This window comes from Pseudomonas sp. B14-6 (assembly GCF_013260315.1).
Taxonomy (GTDB): domain Bacteria; phylum Pseudomonadota; class Gammaproteobacteria; order Pseudomonadales; family Pseudomonadaceae; genus Aquipseudomonas; species Aquipseudomonas mandelii.
Map to the genome: position 1 here is coordinate 5,398,187 of NZ_CP053929.1, position 24,157 is coordinate 5,422,343.

The 24,157-nt window shown below is 54.8% G+C and carries 15 protein-coding genes, 2 tRNA genes, 3 rRNA genes and 1 pseudogene; 9 read left to right on the plus strand and 12 right to left on the minus strand.

Annotation, left to right across the window (positions count from 1 at the left end; translation table 11 throughout):
• Positions 1-11: 11 nt before the first annotated feature.
• The 3 genes from HP062_RS24625 to HP062_RS24635 are packed head-to-tail and all read right to left on the minus strand — an operon-like array spanning position 12 to position 4,886.
• On the minus strand, positions 12-572 hold the full coding sequence (locus HP062_RS24625) for a hypothetical protein (protein WP_172792191.1): 561 nt from the start codon (positions 570-572) through the stop codon (positions 12-14).
• Between the two features lies 1 nt (position 573).
• The gene (locus tag HP062_RS24630) at positions 574-2,772 is read right to left on the minus strand and encodes a hypothetical protein (RefSeq protein ID WP_172792192.1); all 2,199 of its coding nucleotides are present in this window, start codon (positions 2,770-2,772) and stop codon (positions 574-576) included.
• A gap of 2 nt (positions 2,773-2,774) precedes the next feature.
• The gene (locus HP062_RS24635; protein ID WP_172792193.1) at positions 2,775-4,886 is read right to left on the minus strand and encodes a hypothetical protein; all 2,112 of its coding nucleotides are present in this window, start codon (positions 4,884-4,886) and stop codon (positions 2,775-2,777) included.
• Positions 4,887-5,022: 136 nt separating this feature from the next.
• On the opposite strand from HP062_RS24635, the pseudogene HP062_RS24640 reads away from it, so the two are divergent.
• A pseudogene (locus HP062_RS24640) lies at positions 5,023-5,268 on the plus strand (calcium:proton antiporter); the annotation flags it as partial.
• Between the two features lie 124 nt (positions 5,269-5,392).
• Here the strand turns inward: HP062_RS24640 and HP062_RS24645 are convergent.
• The 3 genes from HP062_RS24645 to HP062_RS24655 form a co-directional block, all read right to left on the minus strand.
• Complete coding sequence (locus tag HP062_RS24645; RefSeq protein ID WP_077750219.1) at positions 5,393-6,751, minus strand: 8-oxoguanine deaminase; 1,359 nt, start codon at positions 6,749-6,751, stop codon at positions 5,393-5,395.
• Positions 6,752-6,938: 187 nt separating this feature from the next.
• The gene (locus tag HP062_RS24650; protein WP_172792194.1) at positions 6,939-7,625 is read right to left on the minus strand and encodes an SDR family oxidoreductase; all 687 of its coding nucleotides are present in this window, start codon (positions 7,623-7,625) and stop codon (positions 6,939-6,941) included.
• 25 nt (positions 7,626-7,650) lie between these two features.
• Complete coding sequence (locus tag HP062_RS24655) at positions 7,651-8,001, minus strand: MerR family transcriptional regulator (RefSeq protein ID WP_172792611.1); 351 nt, start codon at positions 7,999-8,001, stop codon at positions 7,651-7,653.
• 83 nt (positions 8,002-8,084) lie between these two features.
• Here HP062_RS24655 and HP062_RS24660 point away from each other — a divergent pair, with 83 nt between their 5' ends.
• The gene (locus HP062_RS24660; RefSeq protein WP_172792195.1) at positions 8,085-8,558 is read left to right on the plus strand and encodes a hypothetical protein; all 474 of its coding nucleotides are present in this window, start codon (positions 8,085-8,087) and stop codon (positions 8,556-8,558) included.
• Between the two features lie 39 nt (positions 8,559-8,597).
• Here HP062_RS24660 and HP062_RS24665 read toward each other — a convergent pair whose 3' ends face one another.
• From HP062_RS24665 to HP062_RS24690, 6 genes are all read right to left on the minus strand, one after another.
• Positions 8,598-9,524: an ABC transporter permease gene (locus tag HP062_RS24665; RefSeq protein WP_102595209.1), complete on the minus strand. Its 927-nt coding sequence runs from the start codon at positions 9,522-9,524 to the stop codon at positions 8,598-8,600.
• Positions 9,524-10,630, minus strand: coding sequence for an ABC transporter permease (locus HP062_RS24670; protein WP_172792196.1), 1,107 nt, complete (start codon positions 10,628-10,630; stop codon positions 9,524-9,526). The genes HP062_RS24665 and HP062_RS24670 overlap by 1 nt, the downstream gene beginning before the upstream one ends.
• Before the next feature lie 11 nt (positions 10,631-10,641).
• A complete protein-coding gene (locus HP062_RS24675) occupies positions 10,642-12,207 on the minus strand; it encodes an ABC transporter ATP-binding protein (RefSeq protein WP_077750223.1) in 1,566 nt (521 codons plus the stop codon).
• Between the two features lie 532 nt (positions 12,208-12,739).
• Positions 12,740-13,321, minus strand: a complete 582-nt coding sequence (locus HP062_RS24680) for a YigZ family protein (protein WP_102595206.1) — start codon at positions 13,319-13,321, stop codon at positions 12,740-12,742.
• Between the two features lie 7 nt (positions 13,322-13,328).
• Complete coding sequence (locus tag HP062_RS24685; protein WP_010463768.1) at positions 13,329-13,979, minus strand: TetR/AcrR family transcriptional regulator; 651 nt, start codon at positions 13,977-13,979, stop codon at positions 13,329-13,331.
• Between the two features lie 207 nt (positions 13,980-14,186).
• Positions 14,187-15,107 carry a LysR family transcriptional regulator gene (locus HP062_RS24690; RefSeq protein WP_010463766.1) on the minus strand — a complete coding sequence of 307 codons (921 nt, stop codon included), beginning with the start codon at positions 15,105-15,107 and terminating at the stop codon, positions 14,187-14,189.
• A gap of 139 nt (positions 15,108-15,246) precedes the next feature.
• Between HP062_RS24690 and HP062_RS24695 the strand changes: the two genes are divergently transcribed.
• The 7 genes from HP062_RS24695 to rrf all read left to right on the plus strand — a co-directional run bounded on the left by HP062_RS24695 (position 15,247) and on the right by rrf (position 24,011).
• Positions 15,247-16,596, plus strand: a complete 1,350-nt coding sequence (locus HP062_RS24695) for an aspartate aminotransferase family protein (protein ID WP_010463764.1) — start codon at positions 15,247-15,249, stop codon at positions 16,594-16,596.
• A 65-nt stretch (positions 16,597-16,661) separates the two neighbouring features.
• Positions 16,662-18,155 carry a CoA-acylating methylmalonate-semialdehyde dehydrogenase gene (locus HP062_RS24700; protein ID WP_010463762.1) on the plus strand — a complete coding sequence of 498 codons (1,494 nt, stop codon included), beginning with the start codon at positions 16,662-16,664 and terminating at the stop codon, positions 18,153-18,155.
• A 627-nt stretch (positions 18,156-18,782) separates the two neighbouring features.
• Positions 18,783-20,321, plus strand: a 16S ribosomal RNA gene (locus HP062_RS24705).
• A gap of 123 nt (positions 20,322-20,444) precedes the next feature.
• Positions 20,445-20,521 (plus strand) — tRNA-Ile (locus HP062_RS24710).
• 10 nt (positions 20,522-20,531) lie between these two features.
• Positions 20,532-20,607 (plus strand) — tRNA-Ala (locus HP062_RS24715).
• Between the two features lie 238 nt (positions 20,608-20,845).
• Positions 20,846-23,737 (plus strand): 23S ribosomal RNA (locus HP062_RS24720).
• Between the two features lie 158 nt (positions 23,738-23,895).
• Positions 23,896-24,011: ribosomal RNA gene (rrf, locus tag HP062_RS24725) — 5S ribosomal RNA — on the plus strand.
• The 16S, 23S and 5S rRNA genes sit together here with 2 tRNA genes alongside, the layout of an rRNA operon.
• Positions 24,012-24,157: the final 146 nt, after the last annotated feature.

The following is a 24,157-nucleotide window of genomic DNA, read 5'->3' on the forward strand; positions in this document are numbered from 1 at the left end:
CTGCCGGCCCATTATGTGTTTGCCTTTACGATTGTTAGCTTTGGTGTAGGTCTTTCTGGCTCGGATGAGATAATTTGCTTATAGGTAGACCATGATTTTTTGAGAGCTTTTTCTAACCTTTTGTAGTCCAGTTCGAGGTCCCCGTTGGTTTTCAAGATGCCCTGAACATCTCTTCTGAGTTGTAAGTAAGCATTTGCGCACAGGTTGGCGTGCCACAGTGCGTTTCGATGCGCAAGCTTATAATCAATAGGAGTGTCCGATGCACGGGCCGTTTTTGATTTTCCTGATCTGGCCAACAGAAGTGAATGCGCTTTCTCGCGAAGAGATAGAAAGTATGACCAATTGTCATTAAATGTGTGATTTCTAAAGTGGTCGTTGGGAGCAGTTTTCAGGCACGCTTTCAACGTGTTATATGAGAGTGCGGTAAACTGGCTATCAATTTCAAGCGAGCAGAAAGATTTAGCGTCTTGGAGTTGTTCTGCATTTATTGCGTGCATATTCTTTTTTTCATTTAGGATGTCTTGAAGCCAGTTGATGCGGTTCGTGGCATTCTGTAGTTTGCTCAAATTCATTTTAACCATCCTTGCCAATAATGACGGCGAGATCAGTAAACTCTGTATCCCCTGGAGTAATCGTTCTTATTTTGATTGGTTTTGCGGAGAGATGTCCTGACGCTACGGCATTTCTCACATAAGATGAGAATTTATCCGGTGCCAGCCCTGAGATTGAATCCACTTTTAGCTCTTTTAGAATTTTGCGGTATGTTGCGGCGGTTGGAGAGTCGATTCCGTTTCCCCTAGAAAATTCGATATCAATTATTTTGCTTTCGATATACCTAGCCTCCAAGTCCGACAACTCGGCACCATCTATATTTGCATCTGTGTATGCTCGCGTGTAATCAGCGTCTCGATGGGCGGCCATCCAGGCTGCCAACTCATCGCCGTGATATTTCTCATCCCAGGAAAGCGTTAAGAGAAAAAACTTGCGAAGCTCATGAATGCGAAAGTATTGTCTACGACCGTGTTTATCTAAAGGTATGTTTAGATGGTCGCAGAAATAGTCCATGCACCTAGTGATAGCTTTTCCCAACGCACCGCTCGAAGTTCCTTTGATGGGCGGGGACATACCATCATTCCATGAGGCGAAATAGAGTAAACGGGTTGGTTTAGCATCTAGACCGAAAAAGTGCTTGGCTGTAACATTTCCAATTTTTTGTAGCAGAAATACCGCCTTGTAGGTCAAATAGGGAATGGGTCGGTCGACTTCTGTTGAATATCCAAGTACTGCTGATTTTTCATTCGGTACCGTAAGCCAGCAACCGTTTGTTAGATTATTGCGAAGTACACAGTTATATGGGATTGTCGCTATCTCTCCCTCGCGCATCGGTTTCATCATGCCGAGAGCGTAGGTGCAAGCGCCGATTAAAATGTAAATTGCTTGTACTAAGGTGAGGTTGCCGGGGACGATGTCGCGACTATCTCTCTTGTTGGCCAGATTCAACCCCGCAAATTCAATGATGCTCGATGACCCCGAATTTTCGGCTGGCTTCACAGTATAATTAGCAATAAGAGCATCAAACTTTTGCTTTTTTTCTGCCGCTAAAACATTGTAATCCACACCCTCCATTCTGCTATCTATCTCGTTGGAATTCGTTAAGTGCTGGCTATATATGCCTATCAGGTCATCGCCGAAATTTATGATCCATCTCGCGGCTTCATTCAGGACTGCCAGGCCATCATTGATCTGTATAAGTCGCTGATGTTCAGATGGTGCTAGATTTTGGTTTAACTCGTTAACTACGTCTTTTGCTGTTCTTTCGATATATGGAATACATGTATGCTCGATCTGGTACCCCGCTAGGAAGTAGTCGAAAAACATACGATGTGCAAGCATGTTTTTCTCTGAAACCCGGAGATTTTCCACTTCGTCCCTGTGGCGAGCGTTTAATGTTGGATGATTGGTTAGAGTTCTGCCGCATAACAATAGTGGCTCAGAAGCCAATCCCTCTTCAAACTGTCTCAGAAATGCTCTGACTTTTTCGCTGCGAAAGCCTTCTTGCGTGTGCTGAATTAAATTGGCTAGGAATACTCTACACACAAGCGATTCGGGTTTTGGTGTGTAATCTTTATATAATCCTTCGGACCTCAATTTGTTTTTAATTCTGACAGTTGTTAGAGCATCTACATATGGCAAGGCAGATAGAGCCTTTTTGGTTGGCTTTCGATTAAATGTAAGCTTGTAAAGAGCTGTAAATAGTCTGGGAGTTATTTCAAGAGCTTCTGACCAATTATCTAAAGAAAGTTGATAAGTTAATTCTTTGATGTCTTCTGAATCCAGAAGGCTGAAGCCGAACTTTTGCGGTTCCAGTGTATCGGCGCGCAGATATATCCATGATGTCAGGCTCAGTCCCCACCGGACAGCTGCTTGCCAACTAGTAGGTCCTGGTGAGTAACCGAGGAACCCGGACCGTAGAGCGAAAGCCCATCGTTGCAAACCATGCAGGGGTATTGAGTTTTCTGGGTCTGTGAGCAGAGTATTGTTCGGTAGACGATGTGCAAAATTTACATTTATGGTTCCTTTCCATTCGCCATTTACCTGATACTCATGGCCAGCATTCTGGGTTTTCCATACATGAGAGCCAATGTCTCCTTCCAGCAACCAATCCGCTTTAATGTCGTTCACTGTGGGTTTCGGGGCGTATAGCGCACTGGCAGCCTCGATAAGTTTCTCGACGTCACTTTGTGAGTATTCACGAGTGGTATATTTGGCCATCGCTATAACCTGTCATCTTCGATGATTTTAGAGTTATATGTTTCTACAAGTCTGCGCGATTTCTGCCAAATAAATTTTAGTTGCGCCATGGATGTTCCACGAAGTAAGTCGTGGATTGATTCGTCGATGAAGCTTTCATCTGCGGAATTCACTGCGCTGGAAATTAGATGGAATAGCCCCATTAAACATTCCGGTTCAAGTTCATTGTCTCGGTGAGGTCCTGGCTCCTCCGAATTCTTATATTTTGCACAAAACACTTCTAGCGATGCTATCGCTTCTGGGGACAAGCAGAGATAGAGATCTTTATTTTTCAAAGGCCCGTTTGAGTTTTCCCCTGAGCTAAAGTCTTTAGAGTATGTGTGGTGAAATGCGTCTGAGAACGGATTGCCGTATTTATCCTCAGTTAAAATCTGAACAATGAACGCATGCAGCTGTTCGATTGTTTCAAAGTCTGATGCTGCTAATTGCCAGTCTGACCCAGCGGTTGCTAGTACGATCGTTTTTTGTTGAAATTTTCTAACGATACGGGCGTGCATCCGGTGTAGCAGCCAAGGTGGTAAGTAACAGGCTAAAACAGTATCAACCGAGTTTCCCATTACGCTTGCCATAGCGGCTACTGAAGTGGTTTTAATCCAAACAAGAATACCCTGTGTATTACGTATCCTGCTCAGACTCAATGTGTCACGGGTGATACCAGCCGCTTCGAATTGTGTTTGTTTCAGAGAAAAAAGGTTCGTGCATTCATTTGAATTCAGTGCGTTACATAGTTTGCCGACACGGCCGTAGCCATTTCTGGTCGCAACTAAAAATAGCTTTCGAGAGGTAGATGGCAGACTTCGATCGGTTTTGATTCGTAGGCGGCGGTTATTCTCCCATACTTTTTCAATCACATCTGAGGCGAGTTCCGTGAGCATGCCCCCCTTGCGCTTGTGTGCCCGTCGTTTATCGACCGTAAATGTATAATGACTTCCCGATGTAGCGGCAACGGATAACAAAAGTTTCCCATTCTTGTCGTATAAATCGGCGTCTTCTAAAGCGTCAGGGTTAAACTTCGGCTGTTCATGTATCAATATGGCAGCAGCTACCGAACAGTCCATTGTACTGAATAATCCCAACGATCTCCCAAGGATTTCAGGGAACTGAGCCCCGACAAGTGTGTTAGCAGTTTCGTTGATGAGCTTTTCTTTTATTATTTTTTGAATTCTGTGGCAGGTGGTTATGGGGGCTAAGAAGGGTATGCTTTTAAGACTTACCCAGTTAAGCTCATTCAGACTATCTGTTTCAAGAAAATAATAGTTCACGGCGGCAAGAAAAAATGCGAGTCCTCGTTCTGTGCGCGGGTCAGCGATATGAGTTGTTTTTCCATACCGGGCCTTATGCCACTTTGGATCAGCAAGAGCGCTAAGTAATTCTGTACGGGATATTTGACTGGATAACGATTTACTTAGGTCGTGGGTATTAACCATATCCTCCCAATAATCTACGCAAATTTTATGCGTTGCGGCTAATGGGGCACTTAGGCTCTTGGCTATATCGTCAAAAAAGGTCTCACTATCCTCTGTATACGAAAGATCCGTGATAAATGACTTAGGCCAAGCTAAGTCCTCAACCGCCTCAGGTGGAGGCACTGACTCATATTTCTCACCAAGAACGAGATTCGCAGCAGATTCGTTCACTGGCGTACTGGCCGGAAGTGATGCAGCAGGAACAGGGCAGGACGGGATAACACCGTCTCGCATCAGCCGTAATAGTAGGAGGCGGATATTGCCCCAAGTCGCACGGCAGGATTGCACAGTTCTTCCTGCATCAGCGGCACCTTCACCGTAGTGATGACAGTACAAGTTGAAAATGGTCATGGGCCACTGGTCTTTGACGGGCCAGTTTGGGGAGTGGCGTTTCAAAAAGCCTAATACCGAGGCAGCAGCATTTATGTAAGACCCTTCGGTGTAGAACGCCATGCCAGCTGTTAACCCTACCAAGGCTTCGCCGATCCTGCTCAGGTCGGCACTGGAGGAGTTGGCTGGCCCCGTGATGGTTCTCTTACAATGCCCGCGTCTGAAGCGGACATCATCTCGGAGCAAGATCAGCCTGTTGTCTTCGATGACAAACCTCATACGCCCACCACCCCAGAGACATTAGGGTAAACCTAGTAGGTGTTTGGACGGTGTCAAAAGCCGGTGTCACAGATAATTCTATCTATCTGAAAACGTTGATAAAAAAATAGACAGACGGTTGACAGTACGGAAAACACTTAACATCGCCATGGGCGCGTCATTGTCGACGGTGATCCTGACGGTGCCGGTGATGGAAGCGATGGCGCTCTACACTGGCCAGCCGTTTCAGATGGCGATGACCCCGGTGCAGACGGTGATGATCTTCCTCACCCTGATCGTCAGCGCAATCAACCTCAACGACGGCGAAACCAATGCCATCGAAGGCATGACCCATTTTGTGTTGTTTGCGACGTTCATCATGTTGTCGCTGCTGGGCCTCTAAACACACCACAAATCCCCTGTAGGAGTGAGCCTGCTCGCGATAGCGGCGTGTCAGTCGACATTGAGGGTGTCTGACACACCGCTATCGCGAGCAGGCTCACTCCTACAGTTTGATTTGTGTTGTATCAGACGCCGGCGATTAGCTGCCGGGCCGCCTGGCTGTGATCGGCGATCAGGCCTTTGAGATCCAGCCCTTCAACCTGCCCGTCAATCACCCGCCATTTGCCACCAATCATCACCCGATCCGCGCGATCGGCACCGCACAGCAGCAACGCCGACACCGGATCATGACTGCCGGAGAAGCGCAGCTCATCGAGCTTGAACAACGCCAGATCCGCCTGCTTGCCCACCGCCAGTTCGCCGATATCGGAACGCCCCAACAAACTCGCCGAACCCTTGGTTGCCCACCCCAGAACCAGTTCCGGGGTGATCTTCTGCGCGCCATAACGTAGCCGCTGAATGTAAAGCGCCTGACGGGTTTCGAGCATCATGTTCGACGCATCGTTGGACGCCGATCCATCCACGCCCAGGCCGAGCAACGCACCGGCAGCGGTCAGGTCCAGGGTCGGGCAAATGCCGGAGGCCAGGCGCATGTTCGAACTCGGGCAATGGCAGATCCCGGTGCCGGCGGCGCCGAGGCGGGCGATTTCGTCCGGGTTGAAGTGGATGCCGTGCGCGAGCCAGGTGCGTGGCCCGAGCCAGCCGACGCTGTCCAGATAATCCACGGTTCGCAGGCCGAAGCGTTGCAGGCAGAAGTCTTCTTCGTCGAGGGTTTCGGCCAAGTGCGTGTGCAGACGCACGTCGAGTTTGTTTGCCAGTTCGGCGCTGGCGGACATGATTTCCGGTGTCACCGAAAACGGTGAACACGGCGCCAGGGCGATCTGGATTTGCGCACCATCACCACGCTCGTGGTACTCGGCGATCAAGCGCTGGCTGTCCGCGAGGATCACTTCGCCTTCCTGCACGGTCTGCTGCGGTGGCAGGCCGCCGTCCTTTTCACCCAGGCTCATGGACCCGCGCGTCAGCATGGCGCGCATGCCCAGTTCGCGAACGCTTTCGACTTGCACGTCGATCGCGTTCTCCAGGCCTTCCGGGAACAGGTAGTGGTGATCGGCGGCGGTGGTGCAGCCGGACAGCAGCAACTCAGCCAGCGCGACTTTCGTGGCGAGGGCGAGTTTTTCAGGGGTGAGGCGGGCCCAGACCGGGTAGAGGGTTTTCAGCCACGGGAACAACGGCTGATTGACCACCGGCGCCCAGGCGCGGGTCAGGGTTTGATAGAAGTGGTGATGGGTGTTGATCAGTCCCGGCAGGATCACATGCTCGCGGGCATCGAAGACGTGTCCGCAGGGCGCGGACGGTTGCTGGCCAGCGGCGAGCACTTCGACGATCACGCCGTCTTGCACCACCAGGCCGCCACGGGCATCGAGGTCATTGGCAGTGAAAATGGCGAGGGGATTTTTTAGCCAGGTACGGGTCGCAGGCATGTTGGCCGGCTCCTCTGAAAGTGGGGTTCAGGTTAGCCAGCTCAGTGATTACCCTGTCTGCTGATCCAGGGTCGCCGCGGGGACGAGGTGCGGAGTTTCAAACAAAACCGCCTGGCCGGCAAGTCCTGCCCGACCAGACGACGCAAACCTTATGTGGAATGAAATCCTGTAGGCGCGAGGGTGGTGTTTACCAGGGAATGGTTTCGCCTCTGTAGTTCACGAAGTGATGTCCACCCTTGCCGGTGTACGCATTCACCTGATCGACCAACCCGCGCGTACTGGTTTCCACGTCGATATCGGCGCCTTCACCGCCCATGTCGGTCTTCACCCAACCCGGATGCAACGACAGCACGGTGAGTTTCTGCTCGCCCAGTTGCGTAACGAAGCTGTTGGTCATGGAATTCAGCGCCGCTTTACTGGCCTTGTACAACGCCAGCTCCGGCGCGTCCGGCATGGTCACGCTGCCCAGCACCGAGCTCATGAACGCCAGCACGCCGGTCTCCGGGCGAATCTGCCCGGCAAAACGTTGTGCCAGGTTGATCGGCGCCACGGCGTTGGTGAAGAACAATTGACCGACCTCGGCCAACGTCGCGCCGCCCGGCGTCTGAACCTCCGGCCCCTTGACCCCGGCATTCACGAATAGCAAATCGAACACTTCACCCTTGAGCTGTTGGCTCAGGGCGATGACCGCCTGCTGATCGTCCATGTCGAGCTTCTCGATCCGCACCTTGCCCAACGCCTGCAGCGCCTCGGCGTTCTGCGGGTTGCGCACGGTGGCGGTGACTTGCCAGCCGTCGGCCAGCAGGGTTTTCACCAGGCCGAGGCCCAGGCCCCGGGAGGCACCGATGATGAGTGCGGTTTTTGCCTTGGACATGAGTGGCTTCCTTGATAAGTGAGGATCATGGGCTCAGTGGACAACGCTGACCGAGCCGTTGTTGCAACTCGTGGCGCAATGCACCGAGTTCGTCCATACGGGTTTCAATCAGCTTGAGTTTGTCTTGCAGCAACTGCGTGACGGCGCTGTCAGGGTCCGGCGATTGCCATACCGTGGCAACGCTGTTGCCGATCTCGCCGAGGGTAAAGCCCAACCGTTGAGCTGTCTTGATGTACAACACCAGTTGCACCATGTCTGGCGGGTAGTCGCGATAGCCGTTGGCACTGCGTTGTGCGGCGATCAGTCCGCGCTGCTCGTAGAAGCGCAGCGTGTCGCGGCTGACGGCGCTGGCCTGGGCTAATTCACCGATGCGCATCATGACGTCTCAAGAGGGGCTTGACCCTGGAGCATACTCCAGGCTTTAGCCTTGTTGCTCCCTGAATTTATGGAGCAAGGCCGATGTGGACTTCAACGCAATATCGCCGGGTGGTGCGGGGCAGCGCCTGGTATGACTTGATCGTGACGGCAGCGTTTATCACGCCGTGGAGTTTTGCCGCGTTGCACGGGGTGTTGTTGAGTGTGAGTCAGGCGTTCGATTTGCCGGGCGCGTTGCCGCCGTTCGAGCCGATGCACATGTTGATGGCGAATCTGCTGGGGTCGATTGTGTGTGTCTGGGCGGTGCTGCGGATTCGTGATCCGCAGCAGGTGTTTGGGCGGTATGACGCGGTGGGGCGGTTTCTGTTTTCGGCTTGGCAGCTTTATGCCTTGGTCCATGGCGCCAGTTCGCTGTTGGTGATTTTTCTGATCTTTGAATTGGCGTGGGGCGTGGCTCAAGTGTTGCCGGTTCGGCAGCCTTCGCGGGCAAGTCGGATCGCCGCGCCGCTCGCTCCTACAGGTCCAGTGCCGATTTCACCGATTGCGCAAAACCTGTAGGCGCGAGACTTGCCCGCGAAGAGGCCGGCCGGGTCAACCTTAATGCCCCGCCTGCCACGGCTGCCCCAACGACACCGGCGCATACAACCGTGTGCGCACCGCGTCCCGCGACAACAGCACCAACACCACAATGGTCGCGACATACGGCAACATCGCCAACAGGCTCGACGGAATCGCCAGCCCCAACCCCTGCGCCACCAGGTGCAGGATGCTCGCGAGCCCGAACAGGTACGCCCCCAGCAGCAATCGCCACACTCGCCAACTGGCAAACACCACCAGCGCCAAGGCAATCCAGCCACGGCCGGCACTCATGTTTTCCGCCCACATCGGCGTATAGGCCAGGGACAAATAAGCCCCCGCCAAACCGGCCATCGCGCCGCCAAACAGCACCGCCAGTGCACGCACACCCAACACCGGCAAGCCCATGGCACTGGCCGCCTCCGGGCTTTCCCCGACCGCTTGTATGATCAGCCCGACGCGACTTTTCAGAATCACCCACGCTACCAGCGCAAACAACGCGAACGACAGATACACCAGCAAATCCTGCGCGAACAGCATTCGCCCGATCAAAGGTATTTCACTCAGGTAAGGAATCACCACCGGCTCAAAACCGGCCAGTGGTTTACCGACCCACGCCGCGCCGACAAACGTCGACAGGCCCACGCCGAAAATCGTCAGCGCCAATCCGGTGGCCACCTGATTGGCATTGAACACCAGCGCCACCAGCGCAAACAGCGACGACAACAGCATCCCGGCGAGCATCGCCAGCAACACGCCAAGCCACAGGTTGCCGCTGTTCAGGGCGACGATGAAACCGATCACTGCGCCAAACAGCATCATGCCTTCCTGACCCAGATTCAGGACGCCGCTTTTCTCACAGATCAATTCGCCCAGGGCCACCAACAGCAACGGCGTGCCGCAACGGACCATGGCGTAGAAAATATTGCTCAGCAGATCGATATCCATCACAGCGCTCCGGCGTGTGCAGCGGTGGCTTGTGTGCGGCGAGTCCAGCGCAGGTTCAAACGCGGTCGGTAAAGAATCAGCACGTCACTGGCCAACAGGAAAAACAGCATCATTCCCTGGAACAACTGGGTGATGGCTTGCGGCAGGTTCATGCTCATCTGCGCGCTCTCGCCGCCGATGTACAGCAACGCCATCAGCAGGCTGGAAAACAGAATGCCGATGGGGTTGAGCCGCCCTAGAAACGCCACCGTGATAGCGGCATAGCCATAACCCGGCGAGACCTGCGGCACCAGTTGGCCGATCGGCCCGGTGACTTCGCTTACTCCGGCCAGCCCTGCCAATCCGCCGCTGATCAACAGCGCCAGCCAGATCAGCCGCTTCTCGCGAAACCCGACGAAACCCGCCGCGCGCTTGTCCAGCCCGAGCACTTTTATCTGGAAACCGACAAAGCTTTTCTGCAGCAAAACCCAGACAGCCACCAACGCGAGCAGGACGAAATACACCCCGGCGTGAACCCGGCCGTCTTCCATCAACAGCGGCAAACGGCTGGCATCGCCGAACATCGCCGACTCCGGAAAGTTGAACCCGGCCGGGTCCTTCAACGGCCCATGCACGCAGAACAGCAGCAGGTTCAGCGCGATGTAATTGAGCATGATGCTGGTGAGGATTTCGTTGGCATTGAAACGCGTGCGCAACCACGCCGTCAGCCCGCCCCACGCAGCACCGGCCAACGTGCCGACCAGCAGGATCAGCACCAGCGCCCAGCGACTTTGCATAGTGATGATATTCACCGCCAGCGCACTGCCAGCCAGGGCGCCGAGCAGCAATTGGCCTTCGGCGCCGATGTTCCAGATCCGCGCCTGATACGCCACGGCCAGCCCCAGCGCGCAGAGCAAAATAGGCAAGGCTTTGACCAACAGTTCGGAGACACCATACAAGTCGCTGACCGGCGCAATCAGCAGGGTGTGCAGCGTGAGCAGCGGGTCATGACCCAACGCAATAAACAACAGCGAGCCGCAGCCCAATGTCAGGGCCGCGGCCAGCAACGGCGAGCACCACAGCATCAGGCGCGATTGCTGGCCACGGGGTTCGAGAGAAAGCAGCATGTGAAACTCCGTTAAACCGTTGCGGATGCGAGTGTTTGAGGGGCGTCGAACTGGCCGGCCATCCAGCCGCCGACATCGATCAGGCGCGTGTCGACCGTGGCCCTGAGCGGCGACAGGCGTCCGCTGCACAAGGCACCGAGCCGGTCGCTGATCTGGAACAATTCGTCGAGGTCTTCGCTGATCACCAGGATCGCCGCACCGGCATCGCGCAAGGCAATCAACGCTCGGTGAATGGTGGCGGCGGCGCCGACGTCCACGCCCCAGGTCGGGTGCGCGGCCACCAGCAATTTCGGTTGCTGAAGGATCTCGCGGCCGAGGATGAATTTCTGCAAATTGCCGCCGGACAGACTGCGGGCCGGCGCTTGGGTATCGGGTGTTTTCACGCCAAAGCGGCGGATGATTTCTGCCGCCAAGGCTTCGACCTTGGCCCTCTGAATCAGGCCGTTGCTGACCAGCCCTTGTTGAAACGCGGTGAGCAGGGCGTTGTTGGCGAGGCTCAGTTCGGGCACCGCACCGTGGCCCAAACGCTCGGCGGGAACGAACGCGAGGCCGAGGTGGCGTCGCGCATCGGGCCGCAAATCGGCGACCGGCTGCCCGCCGAAACGGATCGTCCCGTTATCGTTTCGGCTCAACCGTTCTTCACCGCTGAGCAGGGCCAGCAATTCATCCTGACCATTGCCTGCAACACCGGCGATTCCGACGATCTCGCCGCTGCGCACTTCGAGACCAATGTCCGTCAGGGAGCAGCCGAACGGGTCCGGGTTGTGCCACGACAATCCGCTCACATTCAAAAACGAGTCACCGCCGATCACCTTCGGATAATCGGTAATCAGCTCGGCGGCTTCCCCCACCATCAACCTCGCCAATTGCTGATCCGAACACTCGGACGGCACGCAATGCCCGGCCACCCGACCGCCGCGCAGCACCGTAGCGCTGTGACATAACGCGCGCACTTCACCGAGCTTGTGGCTGATGAACAGAATGCTGCAACCCTCGGCCGCGAGCCGGCGCAGGGTGATGAAGAGGTCGTCAGCCTCCTGCGGCGTAAGCACGGAAGTCGGCTCATCGAGAATCAGCAGGCGGATGTCCTGCATCAGGCAACGAACGATTTCCACCCGTTGCCGCTCGCCGATCGACAGGCTATGGACAAGGCGCTCCGGTTCCAGCGCCATGCCGTAGCGTCGGGAGACTTCACGAATTTTTGGCTCAAGCTGCTTCGGCGTGCCGGACGCCGCACCCATTGCCAGGGCAATGTTCTGCGCCACGCTGAGGGTTTCGAACAGCGAGAAGTGCTGGAACACCATGCCGATCCCCAGTGCGCGAGCCTGCGCCGGATTGCGCATGTTCACGCGGCCGCCCTGCCAGATCATTTCCCCGGAATCGGCGTGTGTGACGCCATAGATGATCTTCATCAACGTACTTTTGCCCGCGCCGTTTTCGCCGAGCAGGGCGTGGATTTCACCGGGAGCAATGCTCAGGTCGATGGCGTCGTTGGCCAGGCAGCCGGGGTAACGTTTGCTGATTTTGCGCAGTTGCAGTCGAGGCGTTTGATCGGGGATCGGCACGGGGTTGGGCATGACAGGCTCGGGTCGATAGGAGTTATGCCTGTGGATAAAGCAATTTCCTGGCCATTGAGTCAGGAAAACCGAAAATCCTTGCTGGCAAAGGCATTGAGGGCGCGGCCTCGCCATCTTTTGATCGTCGATCAAGCACTACTTAGGGGCAAAGTGCTTGATCAGGCTCTGCTTTTGCCCGTCGGGTATTGATCAAAAAACGAGCAACACACCGCAACCTATGCCGGATATAGGGCAGAGCCAGTCATGAACGGGTTATCCACAGGTTGTTCCACAGTATTTGTGCGCAAGCCGAAAGCACGGGCATAAGCACTGTGCGGCTATCTTCTAAAGGTGATAACCGACGCTAACTGTTTGTTTTTTCGTGAAATTAGTGGTTTGTATGGAATGTTGGACGAAAAATGAGCAAAGCCCGCAAAGCCGCATGACAGAAGGGTTACAGCAGGATGTGCTCAGGTTATCCACAGCCGGGTGCACAGCAGATGTGGGCATCTGAACAGGCTCGATAAAAGGGCGGTGAACGGTGTTGGTGCGATCAGTGCTGCAACACAATGCGCCCGCGACTCAGGTCGGCGAGCTGAGTTTGCAGGGTCGTGATGTGCTCTTTGCCGATCGCCAATTGCAAGTCCACGCCGTTGGCTGTGAAGGTTTCTTCCACCACCAAACCACCCGATTCAGCGACGCGCAGTTTCACCAGCGCCAACTCACCAAACGCACAGGTACAGCTCACCGGCACCCGACTGATCAGCTCGACTTTTGCCGCGCCTTGCAGGCACTTGTTGGCGCCACCGCCATAGGCCCGGGCGAGGCCGCCGGTGCCCAATTGAATGCCGCCGTACCAACGAATCACCAGCACTGCGACCTGATCACAATCCTGCGCTTCGATGGCCGCCAGAATCGGTCGTCCTGCGGTGCCGCCCGGTTCGCCATCGTCATTGCTGCGGTATTGGTCGCCGAGCTTCCAGGCCCAGCAGTTGTGCGAGGCATTCAAGTCGCTGTGCTGATCGATGAACGCCTGGGCGTCGGCAGGGCTTGCGATCGACGTGGCGAAAGTGATGAAACGGCTTTTGCGAATCTCTTCGCGGTATTCGCAAAAACCGCTGAGGGTAAAAGGCATAAGTGTCTTAGATAGCTGGCGTGAGGCCGCAGCCCTTGAGGATGATGCGGATCAGGTTGTTGCCGGCGTCTTCCATGTCTTGCTTGGTCAGCTTGGTGCGGCCGCTGACACGGCAGATCTGGGTGGCGAAGTCGGCGTAATGCTGGGTACTGCCCCACAGCAGGAAGATCAGGTTTACCGGGTCGACCGGGTCCATCTTGCCGGCGTCGATCCACGCCTGGAACACCGCCGCCCGGCCCTGGAACCAGGCGCGATAGTCCTGATTGAAATACTCGGTCAGGCATTCGCCGCCACTGATCACTTCCATGGCGAAGATCCGCGAGGCTTGCGGCTGGCGACGGGAGAATTCCATTTTGGCGCGGATATAACGCGTCAGCGCTTCGGCCGGATCATCCTCGGCAGTCAAGGTATTAAAGGTGCTGTCCCATAACTCAAGGATGTTGCTCAACACCGCCACGTACAAACCGAGTTTGTTGGTGAAGTAATAATGCAGGTTCGCCTTGGGCAACCCGGCATTCAAGGCGATGGTGTTCATGCTGGTGCCTTTGAAACCGTGACGGGCAAATTCGTCTTCGGCGGCTTTGATGATGGTCTCTTCGTTCTTCTGACGAATGCGGCTGGCGGGTTTGCCGCCGTGAGCGGGGACTTCAAAGGTCATAGGCACTTCCGGACAAGTGGATGGGTGTAGCCACTGCGTTGATAGCGCACCCACAAGCTCCAGACAAGTCCTGACGCAATAAAACCTGAACACCACAATTCCTGTAGGCGCAGTGCTTGCTCGCAAAAGCGATGTGTCAGTCGACATTAATGCAGCTGACACACAGCCTTCGCGAGCAAGCTTCGCTCCTGCAGGCTTTCGCCACTTTCAACGTGTCGCGGCCAGGCTTTCGAGGAAGCTTTCCAGCACCAAATGTGGGCGCCGGCCCTTGCGCGTGACCGATGCGAGGCTCAGGTCATAAAAACGCACGTTGGGTTTCAGCGCCCGCAATCGACCTTGCTGCACCCAGAGGCTGGCGTAATGGTCCGGCAGGTAGCCGATGAAGCGCCCGGTCAGGATCAGGAAGGCCATGCCCTCACGGTCCGAGGCACTGGCGGTGCAATTGAGCGCCTGGTAATGGGCCTGGATTTCCGCGGGCAAACGGAAGGTCGGCGCGATGGCGTCCTGGCTATTGAGGCGCTCGTCATCCAGTTGTTTATCGTCGACATAAAACAACGGATGACCGACTGCGCAATACAGCAGCGAGCGTTCGCTATAAAGCGGCTGATATTCCAGCCCCGACAGTGCGCTGGCCTGCGGCACCACGCCGACATGCAATCGACCGTCGAGCACCCCTTGTTCAACTTCATTTGGCGCGATCATGCGGATCTGAATCTGCACGTCCGGCCCGCGTTCCTTCAGTTGTGCCAGCGCGTGGGTGATGCGCATGTGGGGCAGGGTGACCAGGTTGTCGGTCAGGCCGATGGTCAATTCGCCGCGCAAGTGTTGGTGCAGGCCGTTGACCTCAGTGCGAAAACTTTCCAGCGCACTTAATAGCTGCAAGGCCGATTGATAGACCTCGCGACCTTCCTCGGTCAGGGAAAATCCGGCGCGACCGCGTTGGCATAAACGCAGGCCGAGGCGCTGTTCCAGATCGCTCATCTGCTGGCTGATGGCCGAGCGGCCGATCCCCAATACCGACTCTGCCGCAGAAAAGCCTCCGCACTCCACCACACTGCGAAAGATCCGAAGCAGGCGGATATCAAAGTCACTGACTTGCGCCAGCGGATCGGGGCGACGGCTGCTCATGCTTTAATTACTCAAAGTTTAGTGGAGGGCTGACTGAACGTTAGAAGAGTTGGATTTCACCGACTTTATCCTCGTGGCAATTTAGCTGCAAGAACGCTTTTGATCTCTATGCCGCTTATTGCCCTGCGAGGTTTTGCCCATGAACTTGCCCGAAAACGCCCGATCTCCTTTGGCCAGCCAGCTCAAGCTCGATGCCCACTGGATGCCCTACACCGCCAACCGTAATTTCCAGCGCGATCCACGACTGATCGTTGCTGCTGAGGGCAGTTGGTTGACGGACGACAAGGGGCGCAAGGTCTACGATTCGCTGTCGGGTCTGTGGACCTGCGGCGCCGGGCACACTCGCAAGGAAATCCAGGAAGCGGTTGCCAAGCAGTTGGGCACCCTCGATTACTCGCCAGGCTTCCAGTACGGCCATCCGTTGTCGTTTCAACTGGCCGAGAAAATCACCGATCTCACGCCGGGCAATCTGAATCACGTGTTCTTCACTGACTCGGGCTCCGAGTGCGCTGACACGGCGGTGAAGATGGTGCGTGCTTACTGGCGTCTGAAAGGCCAGGCCACCAAGACCAAAATGATCGGTCGTGCCCGTGGCTATCACGGTGTGAACATCGCCGGCACCAGCCTCGGTGGCGTGAACGGCAACCGCAAAATGTTCGGTCAGGCGATGATGGATGTCGATCACCTGCCGCACACCTTGCTGGCGAGCAATGCCTATTCCCGTGGTATGCCGACGGAGGGCGGTATCGCCTTGGCCGATGAACTGCTCAAGCTGATCGAGTTGCATGACGCTTCGAACATCGCCGCCGTATTCGTCGAGCCAATGGCCGGTTCCGCTGGCGTGCTGGTTCCGCCGCAGGGTTATCTGAAGCGTCTGCGCGAGATCTGCGATCAACACAACATCCTGCTGGTGTTCGACGAAGTGATCACCGGTTTCGGCCGTACCGGTTCGATGTTCGGCGCCGACAGCTTCGGTGTGACCCCGGACCTGATGTGCATCGCCAAGCAAGTCACCAACGGCGCGATTCCGATGGGTGCGGTGATTGCCAGCTCCGAGATCTACCAGACCTTCATGAACCAGGCGACGCCAGAGTACGCGGTGGAATTCCCGCACGGTTACACCTACTCCGCGCACCCGGTGGCTTGCGCCGCTGGCCTGGCTGCACTCGACCTGCTGCAAAAGGAAAACCTGGTGCAGAACGTGGCTGAAGTCGCGCCACATTTCGAAAATGCGCTGCACGGCCTGAAGGGGTCGAAAAACATTATCGATATTCGTAACTACGGTCTGGCAGGCGCGATCCAAATCGCACCGCGTGATGGCGACGCCATCGTGCGTCCGTTCGAAGCGGGCATGGCTCTGTGGAAAGCCGGGTTCTACGTGCGCTTCGGCGGCGACACCCTGCAGTTCGGCCCAACCTTCAACAGCAAGCCGCAAGACCTTGATCGTCTGTTCGACGCGGTCGGCGAAGTGCTGAACAAAATCGACTGATTTTCCCTTCTATATAGAGGCGCCCCTTGAAGGGCGTCTCGTGGACAAATTTTCAGGAGCCCCGCATGAGCCTTATCCCGCATTTGATCAATGGCGAACTGGTGACCGAAGACGGTCGCACGGCCGACGTGTTCAACCCGTCCACCGGCCAGGCCATCCACAAGCTGCCTTTGGCCAGCCGCGAAACCATTCAGAAAGCCATCGACTCGGCCAAGGCTGCGTTCCCGGCCTGGCGTAACACGCCGCCGGCCAAACGTGCTCAGGTGATGTTCCGCTTCAAGCAACTGCTGGAGCAGAACGAAGCGCGTATCGCCCAGTTGATCAGTGAAGAGCATGGCAAGACCCTGGAAGATGCTGCCGGTGAACTGAAGCGCGGAATCGAGAACGTTGAGTTCGCCTGCGCAGCGCCGGAAATCCTCAAGGGCGAGTACAGCCGTAACGTCGGTCCGAACATCGATGCCTGGTCGGACTTCCAGCCGTTGGGCGTGGTGGCGGGTATTACTCCGTTCAACTTCCCGGCCATGGTTCCGCTGTGGATGTATCCACTGGCGATCGTCTGCGGTAACTGCTTCATCCTCAAACCGTCCGAGCGCGATCCAAGCTCGACGCTGTTGATTGCTCAACTATTGATCGAAGCCGGCCTGCCTAAAGGTGTGCTGAGTGTGGTGCATGGCGACAAGGCGGCGGTGGACGCGCTGATCGAAGCGCCGGAAGTCAAAGCGCTGAGCTTCGTTGGCTCGACGCCGATTGCAGAATACATCTACGCCGAAGGCACCAAGCGCGGCAAACGCGTCCAGGCACTGGGCGGCGCGAAGAACCATGCGGTGCTGATGCCGGATGCGGATCTGGACAACGCGGTCAGCGCACTGATGGGCGCGGCTTACGGTTCTTGCGGCGAGCGTTGCATGGCGATCTCGGTGGCCGTGTGTGTGGGCGACCAGGTGGCGGATGCGTTGGTGGCCAAGTTGGTACCGCAAATCAAGGCGCTGAAAATCGGTGCGGGTACTTCCTGTGGGCTGGACATGGGGCCACTGGTTTCCGGTCAGGCTCGTGATAAAGTCAGTGGCTATATAGAAGACGGCGTTTCTTCGGGCGCGTCCCTGGTGGTTGATGGTCGTGGATTGAGCGTGGCCGGTCATGAGGAAGGTTTCTTCCTGGGTGGCTGCCTGTTCGACAACGTCACGCCAGAGATGCGCATCTATAAAGAAGAGATCTTCGGGCCAGTGTTGTGTGTGGTTCGGGTCAACAGCTTGGAAGAGGCGATGCAACTGATCAACGATCACGAATATGGCAACGGCACCTGCATCTTCACCCGTGATGGGGAAGCGGCGCGGTTGTTCTGTGATGAGATCGAAGTCGGCATGGTCGGCGTCAACGTGCCGTTGCCGGTGCCGGTTGCTTATCACAGCTTCGGTGGCTGGAAGCGTTCGCTGTTTGGCGATCTGCATGCGTATGGCCCGGATGGCGTGCGCTTCTATACCCGTCGCAAGGCCATTACCCAGCGCTGGCCGCAGCGTGCGAGCCATGAAGCGTCGCAATTCGCATTCCCTAGCTTGTAAGTAGAAGGGCAGAAGGCCGAGCCCCTTGGGGCTCGGCCTTCGTGTTTTCGGGCTTTTTTGACCTATATGACAGAAATGTGAAGATAGGTGTTGACGGCAGATTCTGGAAGTCTATAATTCGCCCCACTTCCGGCGCAGTCGAAACGGAAAACTCCTTGGTAAACAAAGAGTTACGCAGTTTTCGACAGCGAGTTGCTTCAGGTCATCGAAGTCCAGAAGGAGTTGATCAGGCGGGGTTGTTTGGCTTGGTTGACGGTTCGATCTTCTCGGTCGAAAGCGGAGAAAAAGAGGTGTTGACAGCAGCGAGTAACGCTGTAGAATTCGCCTCCCGCTAACGAGAGATCGGAAGCGCAAGTGGTTGAAGTTGCAAAGGAAACTTTGAAAACTTCTGAAAATAACCGCTTGACAGCAACAGAGGCTGCTGTAGAATGCGCGCCTCGGTTGAGGCGAAAGATCTTAACCAACCGCTCTTTAACAACTGAATCAAGCAATTCGTGTGGGTGCTTGTGGAGTCAGACTGATAGTCAACAAGATTATCAGCATCACAAGTTACTCCGCGAGAAATCAAAGATGTAACCAACGATTGCTGAGCCAAGTTTAGGGTTTCTTAAAAACCCAAAGATGTTTGAACTGAAGAGTTTGATCATGGCTCAGATTGAACGCTGGCGGCAGGCCTAACACATGCAAGTCGAGCGGCAGCACGGGTACTTGTACCTGGTGGCGAGCGGCGGACGGGTGAGTAATGCCTAGGAATCTGCCTGGTAGTGGGGGATAACGCTCGGAAACGGACGCTAATACCGCATACGTCCTACGGGAGAAAGCAGGGGACCTTCGGGCCTTGCGCTATCAGATGAGCCTAGGTCGGATTAGCTAGTTGGTGAGGTAATGGCTCACCAAGGCGACGATCCGTAACTGGTCTGAGAGGATGATCAGTCACACTGGAACTGAGACACGGTCCAGACTCCTACGGGAGGCAGCAGTGGGGAATATTGGACAATGGGCGAAAGCCTGATCCAGCCATGCCGCGTGTGTGAAGAAGGTCTTCGGATTGTAAAGCACTTTAAGTTGGGAGGAAGGGCGGTTACCTAATACGTATCTGTTTTGACGTTACCGACAGAATAAGCACCGGCTAACTCTGTGCCAGCAGCCGCGGTAATACAGAGGGTGCAAGCGTTAATCGGAATTACTGGGCGTAAAGCGCGCGTAGGTGGTTTGTTAAGTTGGATGTGAAATCCCCGGGCTCAACCTGGGAACTGCATTCAAAACTGACAAGCTAGAGTATGGTAGAGGGTGGTGGAATTTCCTGTGTAGCGGTGAAATGCGTAGATATAGGAAGGAACACCAGTGGCGAAGGCGACCACCTGGACTGATACTGACACTGAGGTGCGAAAGCGTGGGGAGCAAACAGGATTAGATACCCTGGTAGTCCACGCCGTAAACGATGTCAACTAGCCGTTGGGAGCCTTGAGCTCTTAGTGGCGCAGCTAACGCATTAAGTTGACCGCCTGGGGAGTACGGCCGCAAGGTTAAAACTCAAATGAATTGACGGGGGCCCGCACAAGCGGTGGAGCATGTGGTTTAATTCGAAGCAACGCGAAGAACCTTACCAGGCCTTGACATCCAATGAACTTTCCAGAGATGGATTGGTGCCTTCGGGAACATTGAGACAGGTGCTGCATGGCTGTCGTCAGCTCGTGTCGTGAGATGTTGGGTTAAGTCCCGTAACGAGCGCAACCCTTGTCCTTAGTTACCAGCACGTAATGGTGGGCACTCTAAGGAGACTGCCGGTGACAAACCGGAGGAAGGTGGGGATGACGTCAAGTCATCATGGCCCTTACGGCCTGGGCTACACACGTGCTACAATGGTCGGTACAGAGGGTTGCCAAGCCGCGAGGTGGAGCTAATCCCAGAAAACCGATCGTAGTCCGGATCGCAGTCTGCAACTCGACTGCGTGAAGTCGGAATCGCTAGTAATCGCGAATCAGAATGTCGCGGTGAATACGTTCCCGGGCCTTGTACACACCGCCCGTCACACCATGGGAGTGGGTTGCACCAGAAGTAGCTAGTCTAACCTTCGGGAGGACGGTTACCACGGTGTGATTCATGACTGGGGTGAAGTCGTAACAAGGTAGCCGTAGGGGAACCTGCGGCTGGATCACCTCCTTAATCGACGACATCAGCTGCTCCATAAGTTCCCACACGAATTGCTTGATTCATTGAAGAAGACGATAGAAGCAGCTTTAAGCTCCAAGCTGATAGCTCCAAGCTAACAGTTGCGCGCTCGAAATTGGGTCTGTAGCTCAGTTGGTTAGAGCGCACCCCTGATAAGGGTGAGGTCGGCAGTTCGAATCTGCCCAGACCCACCAATTTTGTTATGGGGCCATAGCTCAGCTGGGAGAGCGCCTGCCTTGCACGCAGGAGGTCAACGGTTCGATCCCGTTTGGCTCCACCATATAACTGCTTCTGCTGTTAGAGTTTAGAAATGAATATTCGGATGAATATTGATTTCTAGTCTTTGATTAGATCGTTCTTTAAAAATTTGGGTATGTGATAGAAAGATAGACTGAACGTTACTTTCACTGGTAACGGATCAGGCTAAGGTAAAATTTGTGAGTTGCTCTTAATTGAGTATTATCGAATTTTCGGCGAATGTCGTCTTCACAGTATAACCAGATTGCTTGGGGTTATATGGTCAAGTGAAGAAGCGCATACGGTGGATGCCTTGGCAGTCAGAGGCGATGAAAGACGTGGTAGCCTGCGAAAAGCTTCGGGGAGTCGGCAAACAGACTTTGATCCGGAGATGTCTGAATGGGGGAACCCAGCCATCATAAGATGGTTATCTTAAGCTGAATACATAGGCTTAAGAGGCGAACCAGGGGAACTGAAACATCTAAGTACCCTGAGGAAAAGAAATCAACCGAGATTCCCTTAGTAGTGGCGAGCGAACGGGGACTAGCCCTTAAGTGGCTTTGAGATTAGCGGAACGCTCTGGAAAGTGCGGCCATAGTGGGTGATAGCCCTGTACGCGAAAATCTCTTAGTCATGAAATCGAGTAGGACGGAGCACGAGAAACTTTGTCTGAATATGGGGGGACCATCCTCCAAGGCTAAATACTACTGACTGACCGATAGTGAACTAGTACCGTGAGGGAAAGGCGAAAAGAACCCCGGAGAGGGGAGTGAAATAGATCCTGAAACCGTATGCGTACAAGCAGTGGGAGCCCACTTTGTTGGGTGACTGCGTACCTTTTGTATAATGGGTCAGCGACTTATTTTCAGTGGCGAGCTTAACCGAATAGGGGAGGCGTAGCGAAAGCGAGTCTTAATAGGGCGTCTAGTCGCTGGGAATAGACCCGAAACCGGGCGATCTATCCATGGGCAGGTTGAAGGTTGGGTAACACTAACTGGAGGACCGAACCGACTACCGTTGAAAAGTTAGCGGATGACCTGTGGATCGGAGTGAAAGGCTAATCAAGCTCGGAGATAGCTGGTTCTCCTCGAAAGCTATTTAGGTAGCGCCTCATGTATCACTGTAGGGGGTAGAGCACTGTTTCGGCTAGGGGGTCATCCCGACTTACCAAACCGATGCAAACTCCGAATACCTACAAGTGCCGAGCATGGGAGACACACGGCGGGTGCTAACGTCCGTCGTGAAAAGGGAAACAACCCAGACCGTCAGCTAAGGTCCCAAAGTTATGGTTAAGTGGGAAACGATGTGGGAAGGCTTAGACAGCTAGGAGGTTGGCTTAGAAGCAGCCACCCTTTAAAGAAAGCGTAATAGCTCACTAGTCGAGTCGGCCTGCGCGGAAGATGTAACGGGGCTCAAACCATACACCGAAGCTACGGGTATCACTTAGGTGATGCGGTAGAGGAGCGTTCTGTAAGCCTGTGAAGGTGAGTTGAGAAGCTTGCTGGAGGTATCAGAAGTGCGAATGCTGACATGAGTAACGACAATGGGTGTGAAAAACACCCACGCCGAAAGACCAAGGTTTCCTGCGCAACGTTAATCGACGCAGGGTTAGTCGGTCCCTAAGGCGAGGCTGAAAAGCGTAGTCGATGGAAAACAGGTTAATATTCCTGTACTTCTGGTTATTGCGATGGAGGGACGGAGAAGGCTAGGCCAGCTTGGCGTTGGTTGTCCAAGTTTAAGGTGGTAGGCTGGAATCTTAGGTAAATCCGGGATTCTAAGGCCGAGAGCTGATGACGAGTGTTCTTTTAGAACACGAAGTGGTTGATGCCATGCTTCCAAGAAAAGCTTCTAAGCTTCAGGTAACCAGGAACCGTACCCCAAACCGACACAGGTGGTTGGGTAGAGAATACCAAGGCGCTTGAGAGAACTCGGGTGAAGGAACTAGGCAAAATGGCACCGTAACTTCGGGAGAAGGTGCGCCGGTGAGGGTGAAGCATTTACTGCGTAAGCCCATGCCGGTCGAAGATACCAGGCCGCTGCGACTGTTTATTAAAAACACAGCACTCTGCAAACACGAAAGTGGACGTATAGGGTGTGACGCCTGCCCGGTGCCGGAAGGTTAATTGATGGGGTTAGCTAACGCGAAGCTCTTGATCGAAGCCCCGGTAAACGGCGGCCGTAACTATAACGGTCCTAAGGTAGCGAAATTCCTTGTCGGGTAAGTTCCGACCTGCACGAATGGCGTAACGATGGCGGCGCTGTCTCCACCCGAGACTCAGTGAAATTGAAATCGCTGTGAAGATGCAGTGTATCCGCGGCTAGACGGAAAGACCCCGTGAACCTTTACTATAGCTTTGCACTGGACTTTGAATTTGCTTGTGTAGGATAGGTGGGAGGCTTTGAAGCGTGGACGCCAGTTCGCGTGGAGCCAACCTTGAAATACCACCCTGGCAACTTTGAGGTTCTAACTCAGGTCCGTTATCCGGATCGAGGACAGTGTATGGTGGGTAGTTTGACTGGGGCGGTCTCCTCCTAAAGAGTAACGGAGGAGTACGAAGGTGCGCTCAGACCGGTCGGAAATCGGTCGTAGAGTATAAAGGCAAAAGCGCGCTTGACTGCGAGACAGACACGTCGAGCAGGTACGAAAGTAGGTCTTAGTGATCCGGTGGTTCTGTATGGAAGGGCCATCGCTCAACGGATAAAAGGTACTCCGGGGATAACAGGCTGATACCGCCCAAGAGTTCATATCGACGGCGGTGTTTGGCACCTCGATGTCGGCTCATCACATCCTGGGGCTGAAGCCGGTCCCAAGGGTATGGCTGTTCGCCATTTAAAGTGGTACGCGAGCTGGGTTTAGAACGTCGTGAGACAGTTCGGTCCCTATCTGCCGTGGACGTTTGAGATTTGAGAGGGGCTGCTCCTAGTACGAGAGGACCGGAGTGGACGAACCTCTGGTGTTCCGGTTGTCACGCCAGTGGCATTGCCGGGTAGCTATGTTCGGAATAGATAACCGCTGAAAGCATCTAAGCGGGAAACTAGCCTCAAGATGAGATCTCACTGGGACCTTGAGTCCCCTGAAGGGCCGTCGAAGACTACGACGTTGATAGGTTGGGTGTGTAAGCGCTGTGAGGCGTTGAGCTAACCAATACTAATTGCCCGTGAGGCTTGACCATATAACACCCAAGCAATTTGCTGACCTGAAAGGGCACCAGATTGCGGTGTGTGAAGACGAAACGAACCGAAAGTTCGATTGTTCACAAACACCGAGATCTATCACATACCCATTCGCTGGAGCGTGTGCCGTAAGGCAAACGACCTGGCTACCGAATTTCTTGACGACCATAGAGCATTGGAACCACCTGATCCCATCCCGAACTCAGCAGTGAAACGATGCATCGCCGATGGTAGTGTGGGGTTTCCCCATGTGAGAGTAGGTCATCGTCAAGATTAAATTCCGAAACCCCTATCTGCGTATGCAGGTAGGGGTTTTGTTTTGTCCGCAGGAAAGTTCGTACAGCAACATCGGACGGCTCCCGGCTGTCACAGTCTCCCGACAATGCTAAGGTTCGGCCCTAGCTTTTGTATTTTTCCAA

Coding starts and splice junctions, on each gene's coding strand:
- HP062_RS24700 (WP_010463762.1), top strand. CDS start 16,662: ATGAGCCTTATCCCGCATTTGATCAATGGCGAACTGGTGACCGAAGAC.
- HP062_RS24680 (WP_102595206.1), bottom strand. CDS start 13,321: ATGCCTTTTACCCTCAGCGGTTTTTGCGAATACCGCGAAGAGATTCGC.
- HP062_RS24690 (WP_010463766.1), bottom strand. CDS start 15,107: ATGAGCAGCCGTCGCCCCGATCCGCTGGCGCAAGTCAGTGACTTTGAT.
- HP062_RS24695 (WP_010463764.1), top strand. CDS start 15,247: ATGAACTTGCCCGAAAACGCCCGATCTCCTTTGGCCAGCCAGCTCAAG.
- HP062_RS24675 (WP_077750223.1), bottom strand. CDS start 12,207: ATGCCCAACCCCGTGCCGATCCCCGATCAAACGCCTCGACTGCAACTG.
- HP062_RS24685 (WP_010463768.1), bottom strand. CDS start 13,979: ATGACCTTTGAAGTCCCCGCTCACGGCGGCAAACCCGCCAGCCGCATT.
- HP062_RS24625 (WP_172792191.1), bottom strand. CDS start 572: ATGAATTTGAGCAAACTACAGAATGCCACGAACCGCATCAACTGGCTT.
- HP062_RS24655 (WP_172792611.1), bottom strand. CDS start 8,001: ATGCGCATCGGTGAATTAGCCCAGGCCAGCGCCGTCAGCCGCGACACG.
- HP062_RS24665 (WP_102595209.1), bottom strand. CDS start 9,524: ATGGATATCGATCTGCTGAGCAATATTTTCTACGCCATGGTCCGTTGC.
- HP062_RS24660 (WP_172792195.1), top strand. CDS start 8,085: ATGTGGACTTCAACGCAATATCGCCGGGTGGTGCGGGGCAGCGCCTGG.
- HP062_RS24630 (WP_172792192.1), bottom strand. CDS start 2,772: ATGGCCAAATATACCACTCGTGAATACTCACAAAGTGACGTCGAGAAA.
- HP062_RS24670 (WP_172792196.1), bottom strand. CDS start 10,630: ATGCTGCTTTCTCTCGAACCCCGTGGCCAGCAATCGCGCCTGATGCTG.
- HP062_RS24645 (WP_077750219.1), bottom strand. CDS start 6,751: ATGCCTGCGACCCGTACCTGGCTAAAAAATCCCCTCGCCATTTTCACT.
- HP062_RS24635 (WP_172792193.1), bottom strand. CDS start 4,886: ATGAGGTTTGTCATCGAAGACAACAGGCTGATCTTGCTCCGAGATGAT.
- HP062_RS24650 (WP_172792194.1), bottom strand. CDS start 7,625: ATGTCCAAGGCAAAAACCGCACTCATCATCGGTGCCTCCCGGGGCCTG.